Raw genomic sequence first — 15,810 nt, forward strand, 5'->3', positions numbered from 1 at the left:
TTTAGACGAATTGCCGGAATTTGACCGCAATGTACTGGAAGTATTACGGCAGCCGTTAGAGGAACGGTCCATTACCGTTTCTCGCGCCAATTACAACAACACCTATCCCGCTGCATTTCTGTTCGTCGCGGCCATGAACCCCTGCCCCTGCGGATTCTATCTCAATACAGTTCGAAAATGCACGTGCACAAGAACCATGTTACAAAAATACGCCCGCCGTCTTTCAGGCCCATTGCTTGACCGGATCGACCTGCATGTCAATGTCGCACAGGTAGCATACGCGGACCTTTCATCAACCTCTAAAACAAGTTCCAGTGAAATCATAAAAAGCCGCGTGATCAAAGCACGGGACATCCAGACACGGCGCTCAGGCGGAATAATTAACGCAAAGTTGACGCCTGAACAAACCAAAACTCACTGTTCCTTAGGAGTGCTTGAACAGGAATTGCTCATACAGGCCATGGAAAGACAAAAACTCTCCGCCCGCTCCTACGACCGGATCTTAAAAGTAGCACGTACCATAGCTGACCTTGACGACACGAAAGATATCGGCCTGGTACACCTTGCTGAAGCAATAGCACTACGATGCTTTGATGGCGATTACTTTAATATTTAATCAACTTCCCGCTCCCGCAAAACGACGATCACCCAACCGTTTTCATCATCCTCGAAATACCCATATTCAAAACAAAAATGATAGACCCTGCCCGAAGTAGTAGGTTCAGCAACACTGGTCAGAAATTTCTTATTAAACCCCTTACCCAATAAGTCGCGCAGCCTTACCCGACTCGGTTTCTCCGGGTTACAAAGCCCCTCCAAAATCCGCCGGTTGTTCAACAAAATTTCCTGTATCCTGGTAATGTAATCAGGAACGCTCAATTGTTGCGCCGACGGCAAAACGATCAATCCGGTCTGCCCCTCACCTGCTTTTCTGATTTCCCTTTTTTTCCGATTGTTAAAATTCGTCTTGCAAGCTTCGTCACAATACATACGGTCATCCCGACCGGCCCCAAGCGGAGTTCCGCAGTCTTTACAAGTCCGTTCAGCGACGGTTAAAGTTTCTGTTTCCATATCCTTTTATTTTACCACCCAATATAAAAGCCGAATACATTTTTAGTGGTAGATAGTAAACGATTATAAACGTTTCTATCCGGGTTTATCCGGCAATAAGCCATTAACACCAAGCAACTTTGCCAACACAAACGCAATACAATGGAAAATAGAAAAAACCTATTTCGAAATGTGCTGGACTCAGAAATGTTCGGCGACGAAAACAAGCAGTATTATTTCGACATCAAAAAAGGAAAAAACGATGCCGTATTTCTTCAGATCACCAACCGGAACCTGACGGTTGCCGACGCGTACAAACGGACGCATATCATTCTATTCGAAGACGACCTTGCCTTTTTCGTAGAGGCCCTGACCATGTTGCTCGGCAGGCATGCAACCGGAAATTTAGGCGCAAGTTGTTAAAGCATGGAAACCGGATTAACAAACATCAAAGACCTGTCAGTAGCTGACCGTCCAAGAGAAAAACTGATCAAACTCGGGCCTGCAGGACTAAGCAACGCAGAACTCCTCGCCATCATCCTCCGTTCAGGAACGCGAACTTCACCCCTGGCTAATATCTGCAATTCGATAATTGAAGCCATTGCCGATGATGTCTTCAAACTTTCAAAAATAGATTTTGAGCAACTTGCAAAAATCCAGGGTGTCGGAGAAGTAAAAGCGATAACCTTGCAGGCCGCGATAGAATTAGGTAAACGAAGTGTCAAGTCGAGCCAGCCACTAACCCTTAAAGATGATAAATCCATCGAGAATTTTATCAGGGCTTACTACCACGCAGAAAACGTGGTGCAGTATCACCTCGTCATGCTAAATAACAGAAGTGAGTTGTTGGCAACAAGCGAAATGGTAACCGGCCCTGGGCCGTTTCCAGATATCAAAAGCATCCTCAAATTATCATTAGCAGCCGGCGCCTTTGAGATCGTTTTATGCAGAAACAAAATCAAGTTACCCAAAAAGATAGCTGACGAAGAAAAGGCATACACTATTCAGTTGGATGCGGCCGCCAGTATGCTCAGGATAAAAATGCGGGGCCTCATGGTTATCAATCAATTAAAAACATAACACCAAACAACACCATTTAGCGGTTGCCAAAAGGCCCGGGCTTTACGCTGTATCTGCTGCGCAGGATGCCACTACAATCCCTAACCGGAATAACACTACAGAACCGGGAAACACGCAGGCGCGCTCCGCGTACCCGCAAGTTTTCCGGCGAAACGTAAGATCGTCCCGCCCTTACAAAACAGGACGGCCGGAAGCCGTTCGCCGCGCCCGGTTCCATAACCGGGAAAGCTCCGCTTCCAACCTGTACGGAGATGAGATCCGGGATCATCCCCCCCTTTTAAATATGCTTAGGGAGATTTCGATCCATCATTTGACCTTTGTAGCAGGCAAATTTATACCTCCCCGGCAGTCAAGGCCATGCACAGTGCCGCTAAAAAATCTCCACCCCTTCGGGTAGTATTTTTTGCGTCAGCCTTGCCCGCCCGCCCCACGCGCAAATGTTTTGCCTTTACAAAGGCCAATGAAGGGTTTAGCCGAATTGGACTGGCGTAAAGATTTATACATTTTAAAATTCAATTTATGTTATTCACAGGAAGATTGACCGCTAACGCAGAGGTCAGAAATGTCAAAGGCGACAAAAAAGTAACTGGCTTTACAGTTGCAATCAACGACCGTTTTAAAACCAAAGACGGCGAAAAAAAGGAAATTACCACCTATGTGGAATGTTCCTATTGGGTAAATCCCGGTTTGGCGGAATACCTCAAAAAAGGCACAATCGTGGAAGTTTTCGGGCGTATAGAAGCAAAGTCATGGAAAAAGCAGGATGGTGAAGCAATGGCGAACCTAACCTGTAATGTCGGGACTATCAAACTGCTCGGCAAATCAGCTACTAACCAACTGGAAAGGCAGGACACCAAATCCACGGTAAAAACATCAGGCGGTGATGAGGATGATTTGCCATTTTAATTGAGTATCTATAATTAAACGGTCAAAAACATTTTAGGAAAATGGAAGCAACGCATAAACACAAACATATCGACGCATCCTTTCAGCTATTGAAAGTTTGCGAAAATGGGTCATGGAAAGGCCTAATCATGGATAAAACATCAAGCAATAAAAAGCCGAAAGATTATACCGTTCAAAATGGATATAAAGACCAATGGCAAAGGATAATTACCTAGCTATAACTGCAACAGGTTGACGGAAAAGTTGACCTGTTGCAGTTTGTCGCTTGGGTTAATTTAAAAACAAAAAGATAATAGCAATTAATATGACAACGAACTTTTTTAAAAATATAACCGGCTTAAACGTGTCGGGCAACTGGAAGTTTACCATCAACGGTGACGATAAAGGCATACTTACCGTTTCAGCATTGTTTACGCCAGTTGAAAACGGCGATAATGCTTCAAAATTAGTACCGCCACTTTTATTGCGTGGAACGGCAGATGAACTGGATGCGGGTTTTTTCGAGACAATTCAACAACCTGTGCAGGAAGCATCGGGCTTGTTCCATAACATGGATAAGTATGTTAAGGGCTTAGAAGAAGCTAAAAAGCAATCCAAAATGGAACAGGACAAGAAATCGCAGGAAATTAAAGCGAAGGCATTGACTAAAACAGGCGCATCTATTGACGGCATAGAGATTTCAAGCGAACCAAAAGTGAGTAAGGAGGAAAAGCGTAAAGCCTACGAGGATGCGATGAAAAAGATAGGTGACTTAAATGATTCCTGCAAGTACGAGGAAGCTTTGACCCTATTGCCATCGGCTACAGATTATCCCGAAAGGCAATCCGAACTGGAGAGGAAGAAAGCAGACCTTGAACGCAAGCAAAAACAATATGCCCAAGCCCTACAATTGTTTCACCAAGATTAAACGACCATGCTATTAGCCGAAATATTACCACGTGTATTTGTACACAAGGAAAACGGGCAGGAAGTCCGTTTGACCGACCCCGATAATAAACTTAGTCCCGAAGAAGTATGCAATTTTTATGCAGGACTATACGCCATCCTGACCACGGCAAAAATTGTCGGGCCCGAAATAAAAAAGGATGCCATTGAATACCAATTCGTATCCACCATTGGCACAAAAGGATAATGAAAAAAGATAAGACAACAGGACAGATACCGCCATTAAATCAACAGCAATGCAAACTTTATCAGCAAATCGCTCATTTCGCAAACGACCTCAACAGGCTTCCCGATGCAAGGGAGGCGAGGTCGAACAAGCTGCGCCCAGCCCCGCAGCAATTGTTGCCAATGGTTTTTTAAAACAAAGGTTTTTACCAAGATACCATGCTTCAGATTTAATCCCGCAACAGGCAATCGTGGAGACGGCATATCTCAAATCGAGCGAAAACCTAATGGATTATTACGGCATACAAACGATAGACGTAAGCCCGTTCGCCTACCCTTATAATATATTATTATCGCAATGGGACGTATCGAGGAAACTACGTTTAAAAAGCCGATATAGGGAACTTCAATTACATGAAACCGAGGAGCAAAACGTTGAACTCTCCATAAAGGAAACCATTAACACAGGTTCGACGCTTTACTATATTCCACTTGCTCCACTTTACAAGGCTTTACAGGACGAAGAAAATGAGTGCGCCAAATTGTTGCTCGGCGTCTGTGTGTATCTGCACAGGAAAGCGGGCGTGTGCCACTACAGGGACAGCGAAAGCTATGTATGCTACCTCTATGATATAATGGATTACTGGATTGAGGATGATAAAGACAGCATGGATGAAGGTGATTACGAAGAACAGCGGGCTACGCTCGATGAAATGTTCCATATAGGTGATAAAATGACCAGCATCTTAGCCGACGAAAACCATCTGTTAAGGCTACGTTCAATAATCGATGGCTACACTCCTTTTAGCAGATATGAACACCTTTGCATCAAACTGGCCAACCAAACCCTTGCAGTTTGGAACGAATATCCGCAGGCCAACCTCTATCAGCACATCGTTCCAATCGACGAGGATGATGAAGATAATTATTATGGCAACGGCAAAATTCAGGTCACAGATTACATCTCTTTTATTGGCGAAACATCAAGTAACGTCTACGATACGATGATGAACATGACCAACGATGATTTCAATGAGCGTTCGGGTGTACAGGATTTCGAGGCGACAGTGTCATTTAATGAACCTTGCGGGAAGTATAAAGATGGTTTGGATTATGAAGAGCAGGTAATTGCCATCATTGATGAATTATGTAACCTAATCACAGAAATGCCATGAACAATATAATCGACAACTTAGGCACACTATATCACCCCGTTAAAGCTTTGCTACTTTACCAGCGCAAAGACGGCCAAAACCAAGCGACCAGTTATGTCGAAAGCTACGACATGGATAAGGATGGCTATCCAATCAACGGGCATCCCCTTTCGATTAAGGAAGCTAATGCCTTAGCCAAAACTTTACTTATCGCAGAAAAGAAACAACGTAACTTTTTAAACCCAAAAGGTTTGCTTACTTCTAATGTCGTTTTTTTGAAGACAGGCAATGATGGCTTTGCCATATGGAAATCGCCGCAGCAGCGAATAAAATTACTGTTTACCGACAGCCTTGCCATCCCCTGCGGTGAGGCAAGCGTACCTGCCTTATTGTGGAGGGCAGGTAAGAACAGCCTGTCCATATTCGCCATGATGGACGAGCATGTGAGCGGCGATACATCGCTGTATCATGCGCCATTTTTTAATGTTTATGCGGACGGCAAGGTGTGCATGGGCAATGTACCTGTGAAAATCCCACACGATTGTAGCCTTGAAGATTTCATGCAGTTATGGCAAGAGTATTTCTTTAAAAGTTACTTCAGCCACTTATTCAGTGGGCACATGCCAGTTAAAGGCAATATCGTCCAACTATGGCAAAAACTGATCAAGAACGGCAAAACCTTTCCTTCCGATAAATTGATAGCCAATAACATACCATTAAAAAAATTAATACCATGAAACCAGCAGTGCATATAGCCGATAATTGTCTAATCAACCCGACCAATCCTGTTACTGTAAATGTCATTGGCGCAGGAGGAACAGGTAGCCAAATGCTTACCGCATTAGCCCGTATCAATCATGCGCTTTTGAGCCTTAACCATCCCGGCCTCATGGTAAACGCATTTGACGATGACCGTATCAGCGAAGCCAACCTCGGCAGGCAACTGTTTTCCGAAAGCGAAATAGGCATGTACAAATCAGTCGCTTTGATCAACCGCCTCAACCGTTTTTTTGGCACGAACTGGAAAGCCCGCACCCATCGTTTTGCCGATGACTTTTACAATACCGACGCTTATAAAGCGAACCTTTTTATAACCTGCGTTGATACTGCGAAATCAAGGTTTGAAGTAAGCGAATTGCTTTATGAACTCAATATTCACCGAAGCCTTGATAGGGAACGTCCCATTTACTGGATGGATTTGGGCAACAGCCGTGATACAGGACAGGTTGTATTATCGACCATAGGTAAAATAAAGCAGCCCGAATCAGAAAAATATAGGGCGGTAGCCGAATTGCCATTCATAACCGAAATGTTCAAAGACCAACTGGAAAAGGCTGACCAATTTGACGAGACACCAAGTTGTTCATTAGCCGAAGCCTTGACCAAACAGGATTTGTTCATCAACACTTCGGTAGCTACAATTGGCGCTTCCTTACTATGGCAACTCTTTCAGCAGGGCATGATATTCAACCGTGGCGCATTTGTAAACCTAAAAACTTTTATTACCCAACCACTCAAATTGGAATAATATGCTCGTCTCCCAATCAGGAAATATTATGGATAGCGAACGTTATGCGCTGGTTAACACGGTAAATACAGTTGGCGTAATGGGCAAAGGCGTTGCACTCCAGTTTAAAAATGAATTTCCGCATAATTACAGCATTTATCGTAATGCCTGTCTTGCCCGCACTTTTAAAATAGGTGAAATATTATTAGTAAAGGATACGAGCCTACTCATGGGCGAACGCTTAATTATCAATTTTCCAACTAAAACGCATTGGCGGTTACCGTCAGAATATCGTTTTGTCGAGCAGGGACTGGAGGTGCTAGCTGAGACAATCGCAACACATCAAATTGCCACGCTTGCTATACCTGCATTGGGTTGCGGAAACGGAGGACTGAACTGGAAAGTTGTAAAACATCTCATAATTGAAGCATTAACCCCCAGTGATGCGCTCTTAGAAATATATGAACCATTCCAATGATCAGCGCGCCGCGCGCCGTTCAACCACTTTTTCCGTTTTCACTTCAAAACAGGTTGCCCGGTAACCATTCTTTGACTTACAAGCGACCTTGTAAGACAAGCCTTTAAAAAAAAGGAGGTTGCCACCCTCTTGGCAACCAATCCGTAAACACAACACGATATATCTTTGAAGCCCCTAAAAAACGGGCTGACAATGGAATCATTTGGTTTTGAGAAACTCCCGGATGCGGTAAAATTACTTCTAGAAAAGGTGGAGCGTCTTGAAACTCTGCTTCTCAAGTTACAGCCTAAAGATGATGAGAGGAAAACCATGCTCAATGTCCAGGAAGCCGCTGAATTTTTAAATATGACTGTCGCAGCGCTTTACACATTGGTAAGCCGCAAAGACATTCCGGTCAATAAGCCTGGCAAACGTCTTTATTTTGACCGGGAAGAACTTATGGAATGGATCAGGACGGGTAAAAAGAAAACTACAGCGGAAATTGAGCAGGAAGCAATAAATAGAACATCAACCTATCGTCGGCGTTTCAATCCATAGCTTCCTGGTGCCAACGCATATCCAGTTTGATCTTGTTGGCTGCTTCAAACTTCTTCTTGTCCTTTACTTTAGCATAGATCTGTGTTGTCTTAATGCTGCGGTGGCCTAGCATCTTGGATACGGTATAAAGTTCTGTTCCAAACTCTAGCTGTAGCGTAGCATAAGTGTGCCGGAAACTATGAAATGTAATATTCTTGGTAATACCTGCATCTTTAAGCCAGACCTTGAAACACGCCCGCATCTGATTATATTTTAATCCCTTAAAAACTCTGGCCTCCGGTTCACCACGCTCCCCAAGAATTTCTACTGCCTGGTCCGAAATCGGCAATATCTCCACACCTTCCGTTTTCTCTTGCGTGAACTGCAATGTGTACTTACCTGCCATGCCCCTAACCTCTGACCACTTCAGCGTTCGCACATCTGAAAATCGCAGGCCGGTTAAGCCGGCAAAGATGGCAGCTCTTTTGATGAGCGTTTCCTTTACGGGTGTATTAGCTAACAATTGAAATTCCTCAATCTCTAATTGTTCCCTATAGGTTTCTTTGGGACTGATGGCATCCACCAGGCTAAAAAGATCATCAGTGATAAGTTTCTGCTTATAGGCGCGCTGTAAACAAGTTCGCAATTTAGCAAAATAGCTGACTGCCGTATTCTTTGATATGGGAGTGCCACGCCTGCTTATACCAGGGCCGCTGAGCAAAAAATTCCGGTAATCCGTTATTAAATATTCATCGGTTTCATAGAACGTAACGTCATGACCAATGAACGCAACGAAATACCGGTAAGCCATCGCCATATTATCTGAAAGTGTCTTCTGCTTGCTGCGGGTATACGCTTTAAAATATTCCACAAAATTTCCACTTCTGTCCCTATCTGATTTAAACCCGTATTTGCGGTTTTGTATATCCAGCTGCCGTTGGGCACGGATATTTTCAGCAAGATTATTCGTTTCAGAATTATGCTTACGCTCCAATCGCGATGCAGGGTTTTCATAGGTATATAAATCTAAAAATTCAAATCGCTGCGGTTTCCCATTTTTCGGATTTTTCAAAGGAGGAGCATAGTCCAGCATGATCGATTCTTTGCCATCTTTCAGCGGACGTTTACGTATAGTTACTTTTGGCATGATACTATATTTAAGTTAAATATTCCATCCAGTGCTTTTTTAGCCACATAGGTAAACTTCCCGGACTGGAACTTTTTTATATTATTTCTTTTGATAATATCATAAAGCGCTTTCTCAGAGATATTGAAAATTTCCTGGGCTTGAGCCATATGATAGCATTCGTCAATGCCCGGATCTTTCTCGGGCGCGGGTGTACGCTCGGGCAAAGTAAACAGCTTATCAATGTCTTGGCGGTAGATAGTGGTTTTTCGTTGAGATAAATTAGCAGACCTGATCTTCCCCGTTTTAACCAAGCCGTGAACGATGCGTTCGGATACGCCCAAAAGTTTAGCTGTCTGCTTAACACTCAAAAATTCCCGTGAAGGCAGATCCTGTTGATGATGGCTGACCATCTTCTCGATTAATTGCTCGACCGGCGCGATTTTTTCGGCCCTGGCTTTTTGCTTGGCGTGACGTTTATTGCAGAGCTTACTACAATACTTCGTCACCGTGGTCTTAGCCTGGAATACGTTACCACAACATTCGCATATCCTATTTACTGTTATATTGGAGCTCATTGGAAAACCTCAAATTTTACATCAAATCTGTTTCAATAATTTCTTCGGCATAAAAAACTCACAATCAGCGAATTAGCGCACAATGGCGAAATTACCGGGGAGATAACCACTGATATTGTTGTCAGTAGTTATCTCCCCACTTCCAAGGTCATTTAAGCTTCATTAAGGGTATTTAAGCGTCAATAAGCGCTTTTAAGCGACATAATTTCCCCTAAATTTTCTCTTGCTCAAAAAATTGATTTGGAGTTACAGAATAGTAACAAATTTAAGAAAAACGGTGCAAAATAATGGCAAATAACGACCATTGCCATATCCATAAGTTACTAACAATGAGGAAGTTAATTGTCGTTACTGGTCGTTTTTAGGCGATGTTTGGAGGGTCTACTTGCCGATACAGAACTTACTAAATATATTCTCCAGCAAATCATCCGTAGTAACAACACCAGTTATTTCACCTAAGTAATGCAAGGCTTGTTTGATATCCATCGACAAAAAATCAGATGTGACTGTATCTATCCCATCCAAAACCCTTATTAACGCTTCTTCGGTTTTTTGCAGGGCTTCCAAGTGGCGAATGTTGGTTACCAGCGTTTCGTGGCCACTTAACTGCTCTTTTATGGCAGCAGCGTATATCTTATTTTTCAGTTCATCAATATACTGCTTTTCTTTGGCCGATACGATGATTGCTTTATCTGTATGCGGCAAGGCTAATAACTGTTCCTGATTTAAAAGATCGGCTTTGTTTGCCACTAATAACATGGTAATACCAGGTTTTTGCAGGCTTTCTATATCGCTATTCAGGTCGGCAAGTGTTATTTGATCGGCATCGTAAACATAAATTAATAAAGCGCTCTGGCTTATTTTCTCCATAGTACGCTGTACCCCTATTTGCTCAATAGTATCGGTCGCTTCGCGGATGCCTGCAGTATCTATCAGGCGGAAGTTGATACCCTGAATATTGAGCACCTCCTCAATAGTATCACGCGTGGTGCCGGGAATATGGCTCACAATAGCACGCTCCTCGTTCAAAAGTGCATTCAGCAAGGTAGACTTCCCTGCATTAGGGCGACCTGCTATTACAGTATTTACGCCATTTTTTATAGCATTCCCCAATTCAAAAGATTGTATCAGGCTACCAATAACCCGGGTGATCTCATGGGTTAGTTTTTTTAACTGATCGCGGTTGGCAAACTCCACATCTTCTTCGGCAAAATCAAGTTCAAGCTCTATTAACGAGGCAAATTGTACCAATTGCTCTCGTAATTGCGCAAGCTGATTACTAAAGCCACCGCGTAACTGCTGCAGGGCTATTTGTTGCGAAGCTTTAGAGTTAGAGGCTATCAGGTCGGCAACGGCTTCGGCCTGCGAAAGGTCGAGCTGGCCGTTTAGGAATGCCCTTAGGGTAAACTCGCCCGCTTTAGCAGCACGTGCGCCGTTTTTGATCAGCAATTTAATAATGGACTCGATGATATAATTAGAGCCGTGACAGGAGATCTCCACCACATTCTCACGGGTGTATGACCTTGGTGCTACAAATAAAGATGCAACCACTTCATCCAGTTCCATATCGCCGTCAACAATACGCCCAAAATGCAGCGTATGCGAGGCCTGTTTGGTAAGGTCCTTACCTTTCCAAACCCGTTGCGCAATAGTTATAGCATCAGGGCCCGATAAGCGGATAACCCCTATTGCACCTATTCCGTTCGGTGTAGCAAGCGCTACTATGGTTTCTTCTTTATTATCAGCCATCAGTCCTTAAATCATTAGTCGTTGGTTGCATTTGCCAACTTACTGCAAAAGTAAAACAAATTACCGTTGAACAGTTAAACCTAAACCTTGTACTACTTTACAATGACTATTGACCGATGACAAATGACTTAAAAAAATTATCTTCGCCACACTATGGTAACTTTTTTTGAAGCCTCGCTCGATACTATTTCTGTACACCATGTTGGCAACCAATCTGTAGGTGAAATGTACGCCCTGTCTGCGCAGCCGCTGGCACTAAAGGACGAAATTATCCCAAACCTGCTGATGCAATATTTTTTAAAACCACTTGAAAAAGCGAACGAGGTTTACCACCTGATGCACAGCAGTGGCGACCTTGCCCTTAACGAACTGCATAATTTTACTACAAAGGTGTTTGAGGATAAAGAGCGGTTTCACGAAATGTCTGAACAGATTGCCAAACACCTGTATAAAGTTAGCACACACCCCAATATAAAAGGCGGCGAACTATATGTTGTTTATTTTAACAACGTACAGATTGAAGGCAACCCACTGGATGCTATCGGTATTTTTAAATCTGAAAATAAAGAGACCTACCTGAAGGTATACCCGGACCAGGGCGGTTTCGCGGTTGACTATGAGCAGGACGCCATCAATATTAACAAGCTGGATAAAGGTGTATTGATCTTCAACATCGAAAAAGAGAACGGCTACAAGGTGGTTGTGGTTGATAAGGTGAGCGGCGGGCAGGATGCCGCGGTTTATTGGAAAGATGAGTTTTTACAATTAAAGATCCGCAACGATAGCTTTAACCAAACCAGTAATGCGCTGGGTGTGTACAAAAACTTTGTAACCCAAAAGCTCGACGATGAGTTTGAAATGAGCAAGGCCGATAAGATAGACCTGCTGAACCGCTCAATGAAATACTTTAAGGAAAAAGAAACTTTTGACCTGGATGAGTTTAGCGAAGAAGTGATCAGCAATCCCGAAGCCATTGCATCCTTTAAAACATTTAAAAGCCAGTACGAAGAGGAATTTGATACCCCTATCGGTGATAGCTTCGAGATCTCGGGCAACGCTGTTAAAAAACAGGCACGCATCTATAAAAGCGTTTTAAAGCTTGATAAGAATTTCCACATCTATATTCATGGCGATAATAAACTCATTGAAAAGGGTTTTGATGATGATAAGGCGATGAACTATTATAAGGTTTATTTTAAGGAAGAAGCGTAGATTTTATATTAATTATCGCCATAAGTTGTAACTAACGGTACTGCTCAGAAAATCCGACCAGGCAACCTTTACGTATCTGCATTAACAATCTACCCATTGTTAACTTTACGTGATAATTGCATTTTTTAACCGGTACACCTTTTTGCGCGTTTTTATGGGCACGCTTTTGATCCTTTTTTTAGGGTGCAAAATTGCTACACCTATATTTTCGCAAGGTAAATTATCAGGCAAGGAAATTTCAATAGGTACCGAAGAGAATGATGGCGAAAAAAAATCCACCCCTAACTCCCTGGAAAAGGAAAAAGATTTTGCCAGTATCTATTCTAACAGCCCTGTACATGTTATATGTTATACAAATATTGTACACTTAACAGTATACAGCAACAATTACAATTTATCTTACTACCAAACTATAATTATCCCCCCACCCGATAGGTCTTAATTTACGCCCTTTTAAAGCCATTACCGGCATACACAAATTGTAAATTATTAACACCTATCAAACATGAAAACATTTAACTTTTCTATAAAAAAGCTGGCCGTATTATGCGCAACAGCTATTGTACTTATATCTGCATCTTGCAAAAAAGACAAGGTGATTGTAACCCCACCCGAAAACGATCAAAGCATTACAGGGCCTGACATAGCAGTTTTTGCCATAACCCTGGATAACCAGTTGGTTAGTGTAAATGCAAAAAACGCGGCATCTATAACCAAACAAACCCCAATAACTGGTTTACAAGCCGGCGAAACTATTTTAGGTATTGATTTTAGGCCGGCAACAGGCCAGCTTTATGGTATTGGCAGCAGCAGCCGTATTTATGTTATAAATACCGAAACTGCCGTAGCACGCGCCATAGGTAATAACGCATTTACCCCCGCTATTACGGGCACTACGGTAGGTTTTGATTTTAATCCAACTGTAGACAGGATACGCCTGGTAACTGTATCTGGTCAGAACCTGCGTTTAAACCCGGAAACCGGCACTGTTGCCGCAGTTGACGGGGTTATAAATGGTGCTGCCGGTGCTACAGTAACTGCTGCTGCATACACGCAAAATAAGGCTGGTGCAAGTGCAACAGTTTTATATGTTATTGATGTTGCTAACGATAAACTTTATAAACAAGACCCTCCAAATGATGGCAAACTGGTTGAAGTTGGCTCACTTGGCTTTGACGCCCAAATTGCCGGTGGCTTTGACATAAGCCCTGATGGTACAACTGCATTAGCCGTTTTAACCGCAGGCAATAAATCAAGCTTTTACAGTATTAACCTGGAAACAGGTAAAGCAACCAAAATTAAAAATGATTTTACAGGTATAATTACCTCACTTGCTATACCCACACAGCCGGTAGCCTATGCGGTTAGCGCAGCTAACGAATTGATGATTTTTAACCCCACAAACCCTGCACCCGTAATAAAAGCTATTACCGGTATTGCAGCAGGCGAAAATATCCTGGGGATAGATTTTCGCCCGGTTAACGGCCAGCTTTATGCATTAGGCAGCACCAGTCGGTTGTATACTGTTAACGCGGCATCGGGCGCAGCTTTGGCTGTTGGTACCACCCCTTTTACAACGCCGCTTTCGGGCACCGATTTTGGGTTTGATTTTAACCCAACGGTTGATAGGGTACGTATAGTAAGTAACACCGGCCAAAACCTTAGGGCAAACCCTAATGATGGACTTATTGCATTTGTTGATGGCGCATTATCGCCGGGTACACCATCTATTACAGCTGCTGCTTATACCAATAACTTTGCCGGTGCAACGGCAACTGTGCTATTTGATATTGATACCCAAACCAATATGCTATACAAACAAGACCCGCCTAATAACGGCACATTAACTGCCATTGGTGCCTTAGGCGTAACTACTACCGCTACTAATGGATTTGATATTGGTGGCACCAGCGGGACAGCCTACGCTTTATTAACTGTTGGCGGGGTAACCAAGGTTTATACCATTAATCTTACAACAGGTGCGGCAACCGCAGGCGCTACGTTTACAGGTAATGTTAAAGCATTTACCCTTGGCTTAGGTTTTTAATCATTAACTAATATTTTCAAATGGATAGTCCTGCATGCAATTTGCAGGACTATTTTTTTGCATTTTAGAAGGTGTAACCTGCTATCCTATACCGTAGTCTTATGCCATCATGAGCCTTACACAGCCTTTATATCTGCGGTTAACTTTTAAAAGCCTGCTGATCTTCCAGTTCTTCTTTTTTTTGATGCACGAGTTGCACGAGCTTGTCCATATCATAACGGGGCGAATACTATGCGGCGCCTGGGGTACCCGCGATTTTAATGTATGGCGGCTTTGCGAAACCTGCAATGTAAGCTATCCGCAGATAGCCACCTTTGCCGGGCCTGTATTTACGTTTATAATGCTTTGGCTGGGCCGATACTGGCTTAAACATGGTGCATCAACCTCAATAAGATCATTAGGGCTTGTATTTATTTTAGGCAATATGCCCTTCGGGCGCATCTATATGGCGGCAACCGGTTCGGGCGATGAAGTTTACGGGCTACGTTCGCTATTGATGAATGCCAGTCATTCAAATTTGATATGGATAAAATTACTGGGGTTTGTTATTGTTGCGCTGATTTGTGTGCCGCCGCTTGTAACAGCTTATCGTGCCATAGCCAATAAACGTAAGCTTACCATATTTATAGCTTTACTTATTTTGCCGTTAGTATTAGATACCATTATCCTGCTGATGCTACTGAACGGACTGTTGATGAAAGGTTTTTTAAACCAGGTATATATAATGGGTACGCCTTTACTTGTAACACTTTGGTTTTTAAGCTGTTTAATAATCGTAGCTGCTGGGTATAAGTCCTTAACACATTTCGCGGTTAAACGAGGTTAATGCGCGCCGCTATATAAAATGATAAAACAAATTATGTGATGCAGCCTTAATATGTAAGCTAAGGGTAAAATGAGCGGTTTGCGACGTCGGATTATTGACATTTGACTATTTGTAACCTATCTTAGTTTATAATTAGAATAAAGCGATATGAGTACTGAAAAAGCTATTTTGGCCGGCGGTTGTTTTTGGGGAGTAGAAGAATTGATCAGGCATTATCCGGGTGTTATTTCTACCGTTGTAGGTTACACAGGTGGCAATGTACCTAATGCAACCTATCGTAACCATGGCACGCATGCTGAAGCGATAGCTGTTGAGTTTGATCCCTCGGTTTTATCTTATCGTAAACTGCTGGAATACTTTTTCCAGATCCATGATCCTACAACACGGAACAGGCAAGGCAATGACGTAGGTACTTCCTACCGTTCTGCCATTTTTTACAGCAACGAAAGTCAACGCGATATAGCAAATGCA

The 15,810-nt window shown here is 43.0% G+C and carries 22 protein-coding genes; 18 read left to right on the forward strand and 4 right to left on the reverse strand.

Annotated elements, in window-relative coordinates:
- A partial coding sequence (locus WC615_RS17405; protein WP_372979346.1) for an ATP-binding protein occupies positions 1-616 on the forward strand: 616 nt, incomplete at its 5' end.
- On the opposite strand, the gene WC615_RS17410 is transcribed toward WC615_RS17405, so the two are convergent.
- A complete protein-coding gene (locus WC615_RS17410) occupies positions 613-1,071 on the reverse strand; it encodes a hypothetical protein (RefSeq protein WP_372979347.1) in 459 nt (152 codons plus the stop codon). The genes WC615_RS17405 and WC615_RS17410 overlap by 4 nt on opposite strands.
- 141 nt (positions 1,072-1,212) lie before the next feature.
- Between WC615_RS17410 and WC615_RS17415 the strand changes: the two genes are divergently transcribed.
- The 12 genes from WC615_RS17415 to WC615_RS17470 all read left to right on the forward strand — a co-directional run bounded on the left by WC615_RS17415 (position 1,213) and on the right by WC615_RS17470 (position 7,822).
- A complete protein-coding gene (locus WC615_RS17415) occupies positions 1,213-1,473 on the forward strand; it encodes a DUF3276 family protein (protein ID WP_372979348.1) in 261 nt (86 codons plus the stop codon).
- A 3-nt stretch (positions 1,474-1,476) separates the two neighbouring features.
- On the forward strand, positions 1,477-2,130 hold the full coding sequence (locus WC615_RS17420) for a UPF0758 domain-containing protein (protein ID WP_372979349.1): 654 nt from the start codon (positions 1,477-1,479) through the stop codon (positions 2,128-2,130).
- 519 nt (positions 2,131-2,649) lie between these two features.
- Positions 2,650-3,036: a single-stranded DNA-binding protein gene (locus WC615_RS17425; protein ID WP_372979350.1), complete on the forward strand. Its 387-nt coding sequence runs from the start codon at positions 2,650-2,652 to the stop codon at positions 3,034-3,036.
- A gap of 41 nt (positions 3,037-3,077) precedes the next feature.
- Positions 3,078-3,251 (forward strand): hypothetical protein, encoded by a 174-nt coding sequence (locus WC615_RS17430; RefSeq protein WP_372979351.1) that lies wholly within the window; start codon positions 3,078-3,080, stop codon positions 3,249-3,251.
- An 89-nt stretch (positions 3,252-3,340) separates the two neighbouring features.
- Positions 3,341-3,943: a PRTRC system protein E gene (locus WC615_RS17435; RefSeq protein WP_372979352.1), complete on the forward strand. Its 603-nt coding sequence runs from the start codon at positions 3,341-3,343 to the stop codon at positions 3,941-3,943.
- 6 nt (positions 3,944-3,949) lie between these two features.
- Positions 3,950-4,168: a PRTRC system protein C gene (locus WC615_RS17440; RefSeq protein ID WP_372979353.1), complete on the forward strand. Its 219-nt coding sequence runs from the start codon at positions 3,950-3,952 to the stop codon at positions 4,166-4,168.
- Positions 4,168-4,341, forward strand: a complete 174-nt coding sequence (locus WC615_RS17445; RefSeq protein WP_372979354.1) for a hypothetical protein — start codon at positions 4,168-4,170, stop codon at positions 4,339-4,341. The genes WC615_RS17440 and WC615_RS17445 overlap by 1 nt, the downstream gene beginning before the upstream one ends.
- Before the next feature lie 56 nt (positions 4,342-4,397).
- Complete coding sequence (locus tag WC615_RS17450) at positions 4,398-5,321, forward strand: hypothetical protein (protein ID WP_372979355.1); 924 nt, start codon at positions 4,398-4,400, stop codon at positions 5,319-5,321.
- Entirely contained in the window at positions 5,318-6,037 is a 720-nt protein-coding gene (locus WC615_RS17455) for a PRTRC system protein B (protein WP_372979356.1), read from the forward strand. The genes WC615_RS17450 and WC615_RS17455 overlap by 4 nt, the downstream gene beginning before the upstream one ends.
- Positions 6,034-6,828, forward strand: a complete 795-nt coding sequence (locus WC615_RS17460; protein ID WP_372979357.1) for a PRTRC system ThiF family protein — start codon at positions 6,034-6,036, stop codon at positions 6,826-6,828. Before WC615_RS17455 ends, WC615_RS17460 begins: the two co-directional genes overlap by 4 nt.
- A 28-nt stretch (positions 6,829-6,856) precedes the next feature.
- On the forward strand, positions 6,857-7,285 hold the full coding sequence (locus WC615_RS17465) for a macro domain-containing protein (protein WP_372979358.1): 429 nt from the start codon (positions 6,857-6,859) through the stop codon (positions 7,283-7,285).
- Positions 7,286-7,477: 192 nt separating this feature from the next.
- Positions 7,478-7,822 carry a helix-turn-helix domain-containing protein gene (locus tag WC615_RS17470; protein WP_372979359.1) on the forward strand — a complete coding sequence of 115 codons (345 nt, stop codon included), beginning with the start codon at positions 7,478-7,480 and terminating at the stop codon, positions 7,820-7,822.
- On the opposite strand, the gene WC615_RS17475 is transcribed toward WC615_RS17470, so the two are convergent.
- The 3 genes from WC615_RS17475 to mnmE all read right to left on the reverse strand — a co-directional run bounded on the left by WC615_RS17475 (position 7,812) and on the right by mnmE (position 11,254).
- Positions 7,812-8,948, reverse strand: coding sequence for a site-specific integrase (locus WC615_RS17475; RefSeq protein ID WP_372979360.1), 1,137 nt, complete (start codon positions 8,946-8,948; stop codon positions 7,812-7,814). The two genes, WC615_RS17470 and WC615_RS17475, sit on opposite strands and share 11 nt — an antisense overlap.
- The gene (locus WC615_RS17480) at positions 8,936-9,505 is read right to left on the reverse strand and encodes a helix-turn-helix domain-containing protein (RefSeq protein WP_372979361.1); all 570 of its coding nucleotides are present in this window, start codon (positions 9,503-9,505) and stop codon (positions 8,936-8,938) included. The genes WC615_RS17475 and WC615_RS17480 overlap by 13 nt, the downstream gene beginning before the upstream one ends.
- Positions 9,506-9,886: 381 nt before the next feature.
- On the reverse strand, positions 9,887-11,254 hold the full coding sequence (gene mnmE / locus WC615_RS17485; RefSeq protein WP_372979362.1) for a tRNA uridine-5-carboxymethylaminomethyl(34) synthesis GTPase MnmE: 1,368 nt from the start codon (positions 11,252-11,254) through the stop codon (positions 9,887-9,889).
- A 153-nt stretch (positions 11,255-11,407) separates the two neighbouring features.
- On the opposite strand from mnmE, the gene WC615_RS17490 reads away from it, so the two are divergent.
- From WC615_RS17490 to msrA, 5 genes are all read left to right on the forward strand, one after another.
- Entirely contained in the window at positions 11,408-12,466 is a 1,059-nt protein-coding gene (locus WC615_RS17490) for a nucleoid-associated protein (RefSeq protein WP_372979363.1), read from the forward strand.
- 109 nt (positions 12,467-12,575) lie between these two features.
- Positions 12,576-12,908, forward strand: a complete 333-nt coding sequence (locus WC615_RS17495; protein ID WP_372979364.1) for a hypothetical protein — start codon at positions 12,576-12,578, stop codon at positions 12,906-12,908.
- Between the two features lie 63 nt (positions 12,909-12,971).
- Positions 12,972-14,513, forward strand: a complete 1,542-nt coding sequence (locus WC615_RS17500) for a DUF4394 domain-containing protein (RefSeq protein ID WP_372979365.1) — start codon at positions 12,972-12,974, stop codon at positions 14,511-14,513.
- A gap of 109 nt (positions 14,514-14,622) precedes the next feature.
- A complete protein-coding gene (locus WC615_RS17505) occupies positions 14,623-15,339 on the forward strand; it encodes a hypothetical protein (protein ID WP_372979366.1) in 717 nt (238 codons plus the stop codon).
- A 147-nt stretch (positions 15,340-15,486) separates the two neighbouring features.
- Positions 15,487-15,810: peptide-methionine (S)-S-oxide reductase MsrA (gene msrA / locus WC615_RS17510; protein ID WP_372979367.1), on the forward strand; the 324-nt coding region annotated here is incomplete at its 3' end.

The sequence above is a fragment of the Mucilaginibacter sp. genome (assembly GCF_041663085.1).
GTDB lineage: Bacteria > Bacteroidota > Bacteroidia > Sphingobacteriales > Sphingobacteriaceae > Mucilaginibacter.

Excerpts from the sequence above, each read along its gene's own strand:
- WC615_RS17410 (WP_372979347.1), bottom strand. The coding sequence starts at position 1,071 with ATGGAAACAGAAACTTTAACCGTCGCTGAACGGACTTGTAAAGACTGC.
- WC615_RS17415 (WP_372979348.1), top strand. The coding sequence starts at position 1,213 with ATGGAAAATAGAAAAAACCTATTTCGAAATGTGCTGGACTCAGAAATG.
- WC615_RS17420 (WP_372979349.1), top strand. The coding sequence starts at position 1,477 with ATGGAAACCGGATTAACAAACATCAAAGACCTGTCAGTAGCTGACCGT.
- WC615_RS17425 (WP_372979350.1), top strand. The coding sequence starts at position 2,650 with ATGTTATTCACAGGAAGATTGACCGCTAACGCAGAGGTCAGAAATGTC.
- WC615_RS17430 (WP_372979351.1), top strand. The coding sequence starts at position 3,078 with ATGGAAGCAACGCATAAACACAAACATATCGACGCATCCTTTCAGCTA.
- WC615_RS17435 (WP_372979352.1), top strand. The coding sequence starts at position 3,341 with ATGACAACGAACTTTTTTAAAAATATAACCGGCTTAAACGTGTCGGGC.
- WC615_RS17440 (WP_372979353.1), top strand. The coding sequence starts at position 3,950 with ATGCTATTAGCCGAAATATTACCACGTGTATTTGTACACAAGGAAAAC.
- WC615_RS17445 (WP_372979354.1), top strand. The coding sequence starts at position 4,168 with ATGAAAAAAGATAAGACAACAGGACAGATACCGCCATTAAATCAACAG.
- WC615_RS17455 (WP_372979356.1), top strand. The coding sequence starts at position 5,318 with ATGAACAATATAATCGACAACTTAGGCACACTATATCACCCCGTTAAA.
- WC615_RS17460 (WP_372979357.1), top strand. The coding sequence starts at position 6,034 with ATGAAACCAGCAGTGCATATAGCCGATAATTGTCTAATCAACCCGACC.
- WC615_RS17465 (WP_372979358.1), top strand. The coding sequence starts at position 6,857 with ATGGATAGCGAACGTTATGCGCTGGTTAACACGGTAAATACAGTTGGC.
- WC615_RS17470 (WP_372979359.1), top strand. The coding sequence starts at position 7,478 with ATGGAATCATTTGGTTTTGAGAAACTCCCGGATGCGGTAAAATTACTT.
- WC615_RS17475 (WP_372979360.1), bottom strand. The coding sequence starts at position 8,948 with ATGCCAAAAGTAACTATACGTAAACGTCCGCTGAAAGATGGCAAAGAA.
- WC615_RS17480 (WP_372979361.1), bottom strand. The coding sequence starts at position 9,505 with ATGAGCTCCAATATAACAGTAAATAGGATATGCGAATGTTGTGGTAAC.
- mnmE (WP_372979362.1), bottom strand. The coding sequence starts at position 11,254 with ATGGCTGATAATAAAGAAGAAACCATAGTAGCGCTTGCTACACCGAAC.
- WC615_RS17490 (WP_372979363.1), top strand. The coding sequence starts at position 11,408 with ATGGTAACTTTTTTTGAAGCCTCGCTCGATACTATTTCTGTACACCAT.
- WC615_RS17500 (WP_372979365.1), top strand. The coding sequence starts at position 12,972 with ATGAAAACATTTAACTTTTCTATAAAAAAGCTGGCCGTATTATGCGCA.
- WC615_RS17505 (WP_372979366.1), top strand. The coding sequence starts at position 14,623 with ATGAGCCTTACACAGCCTTTATATCTGCGGTTAACTTTTAAAAGCCTG.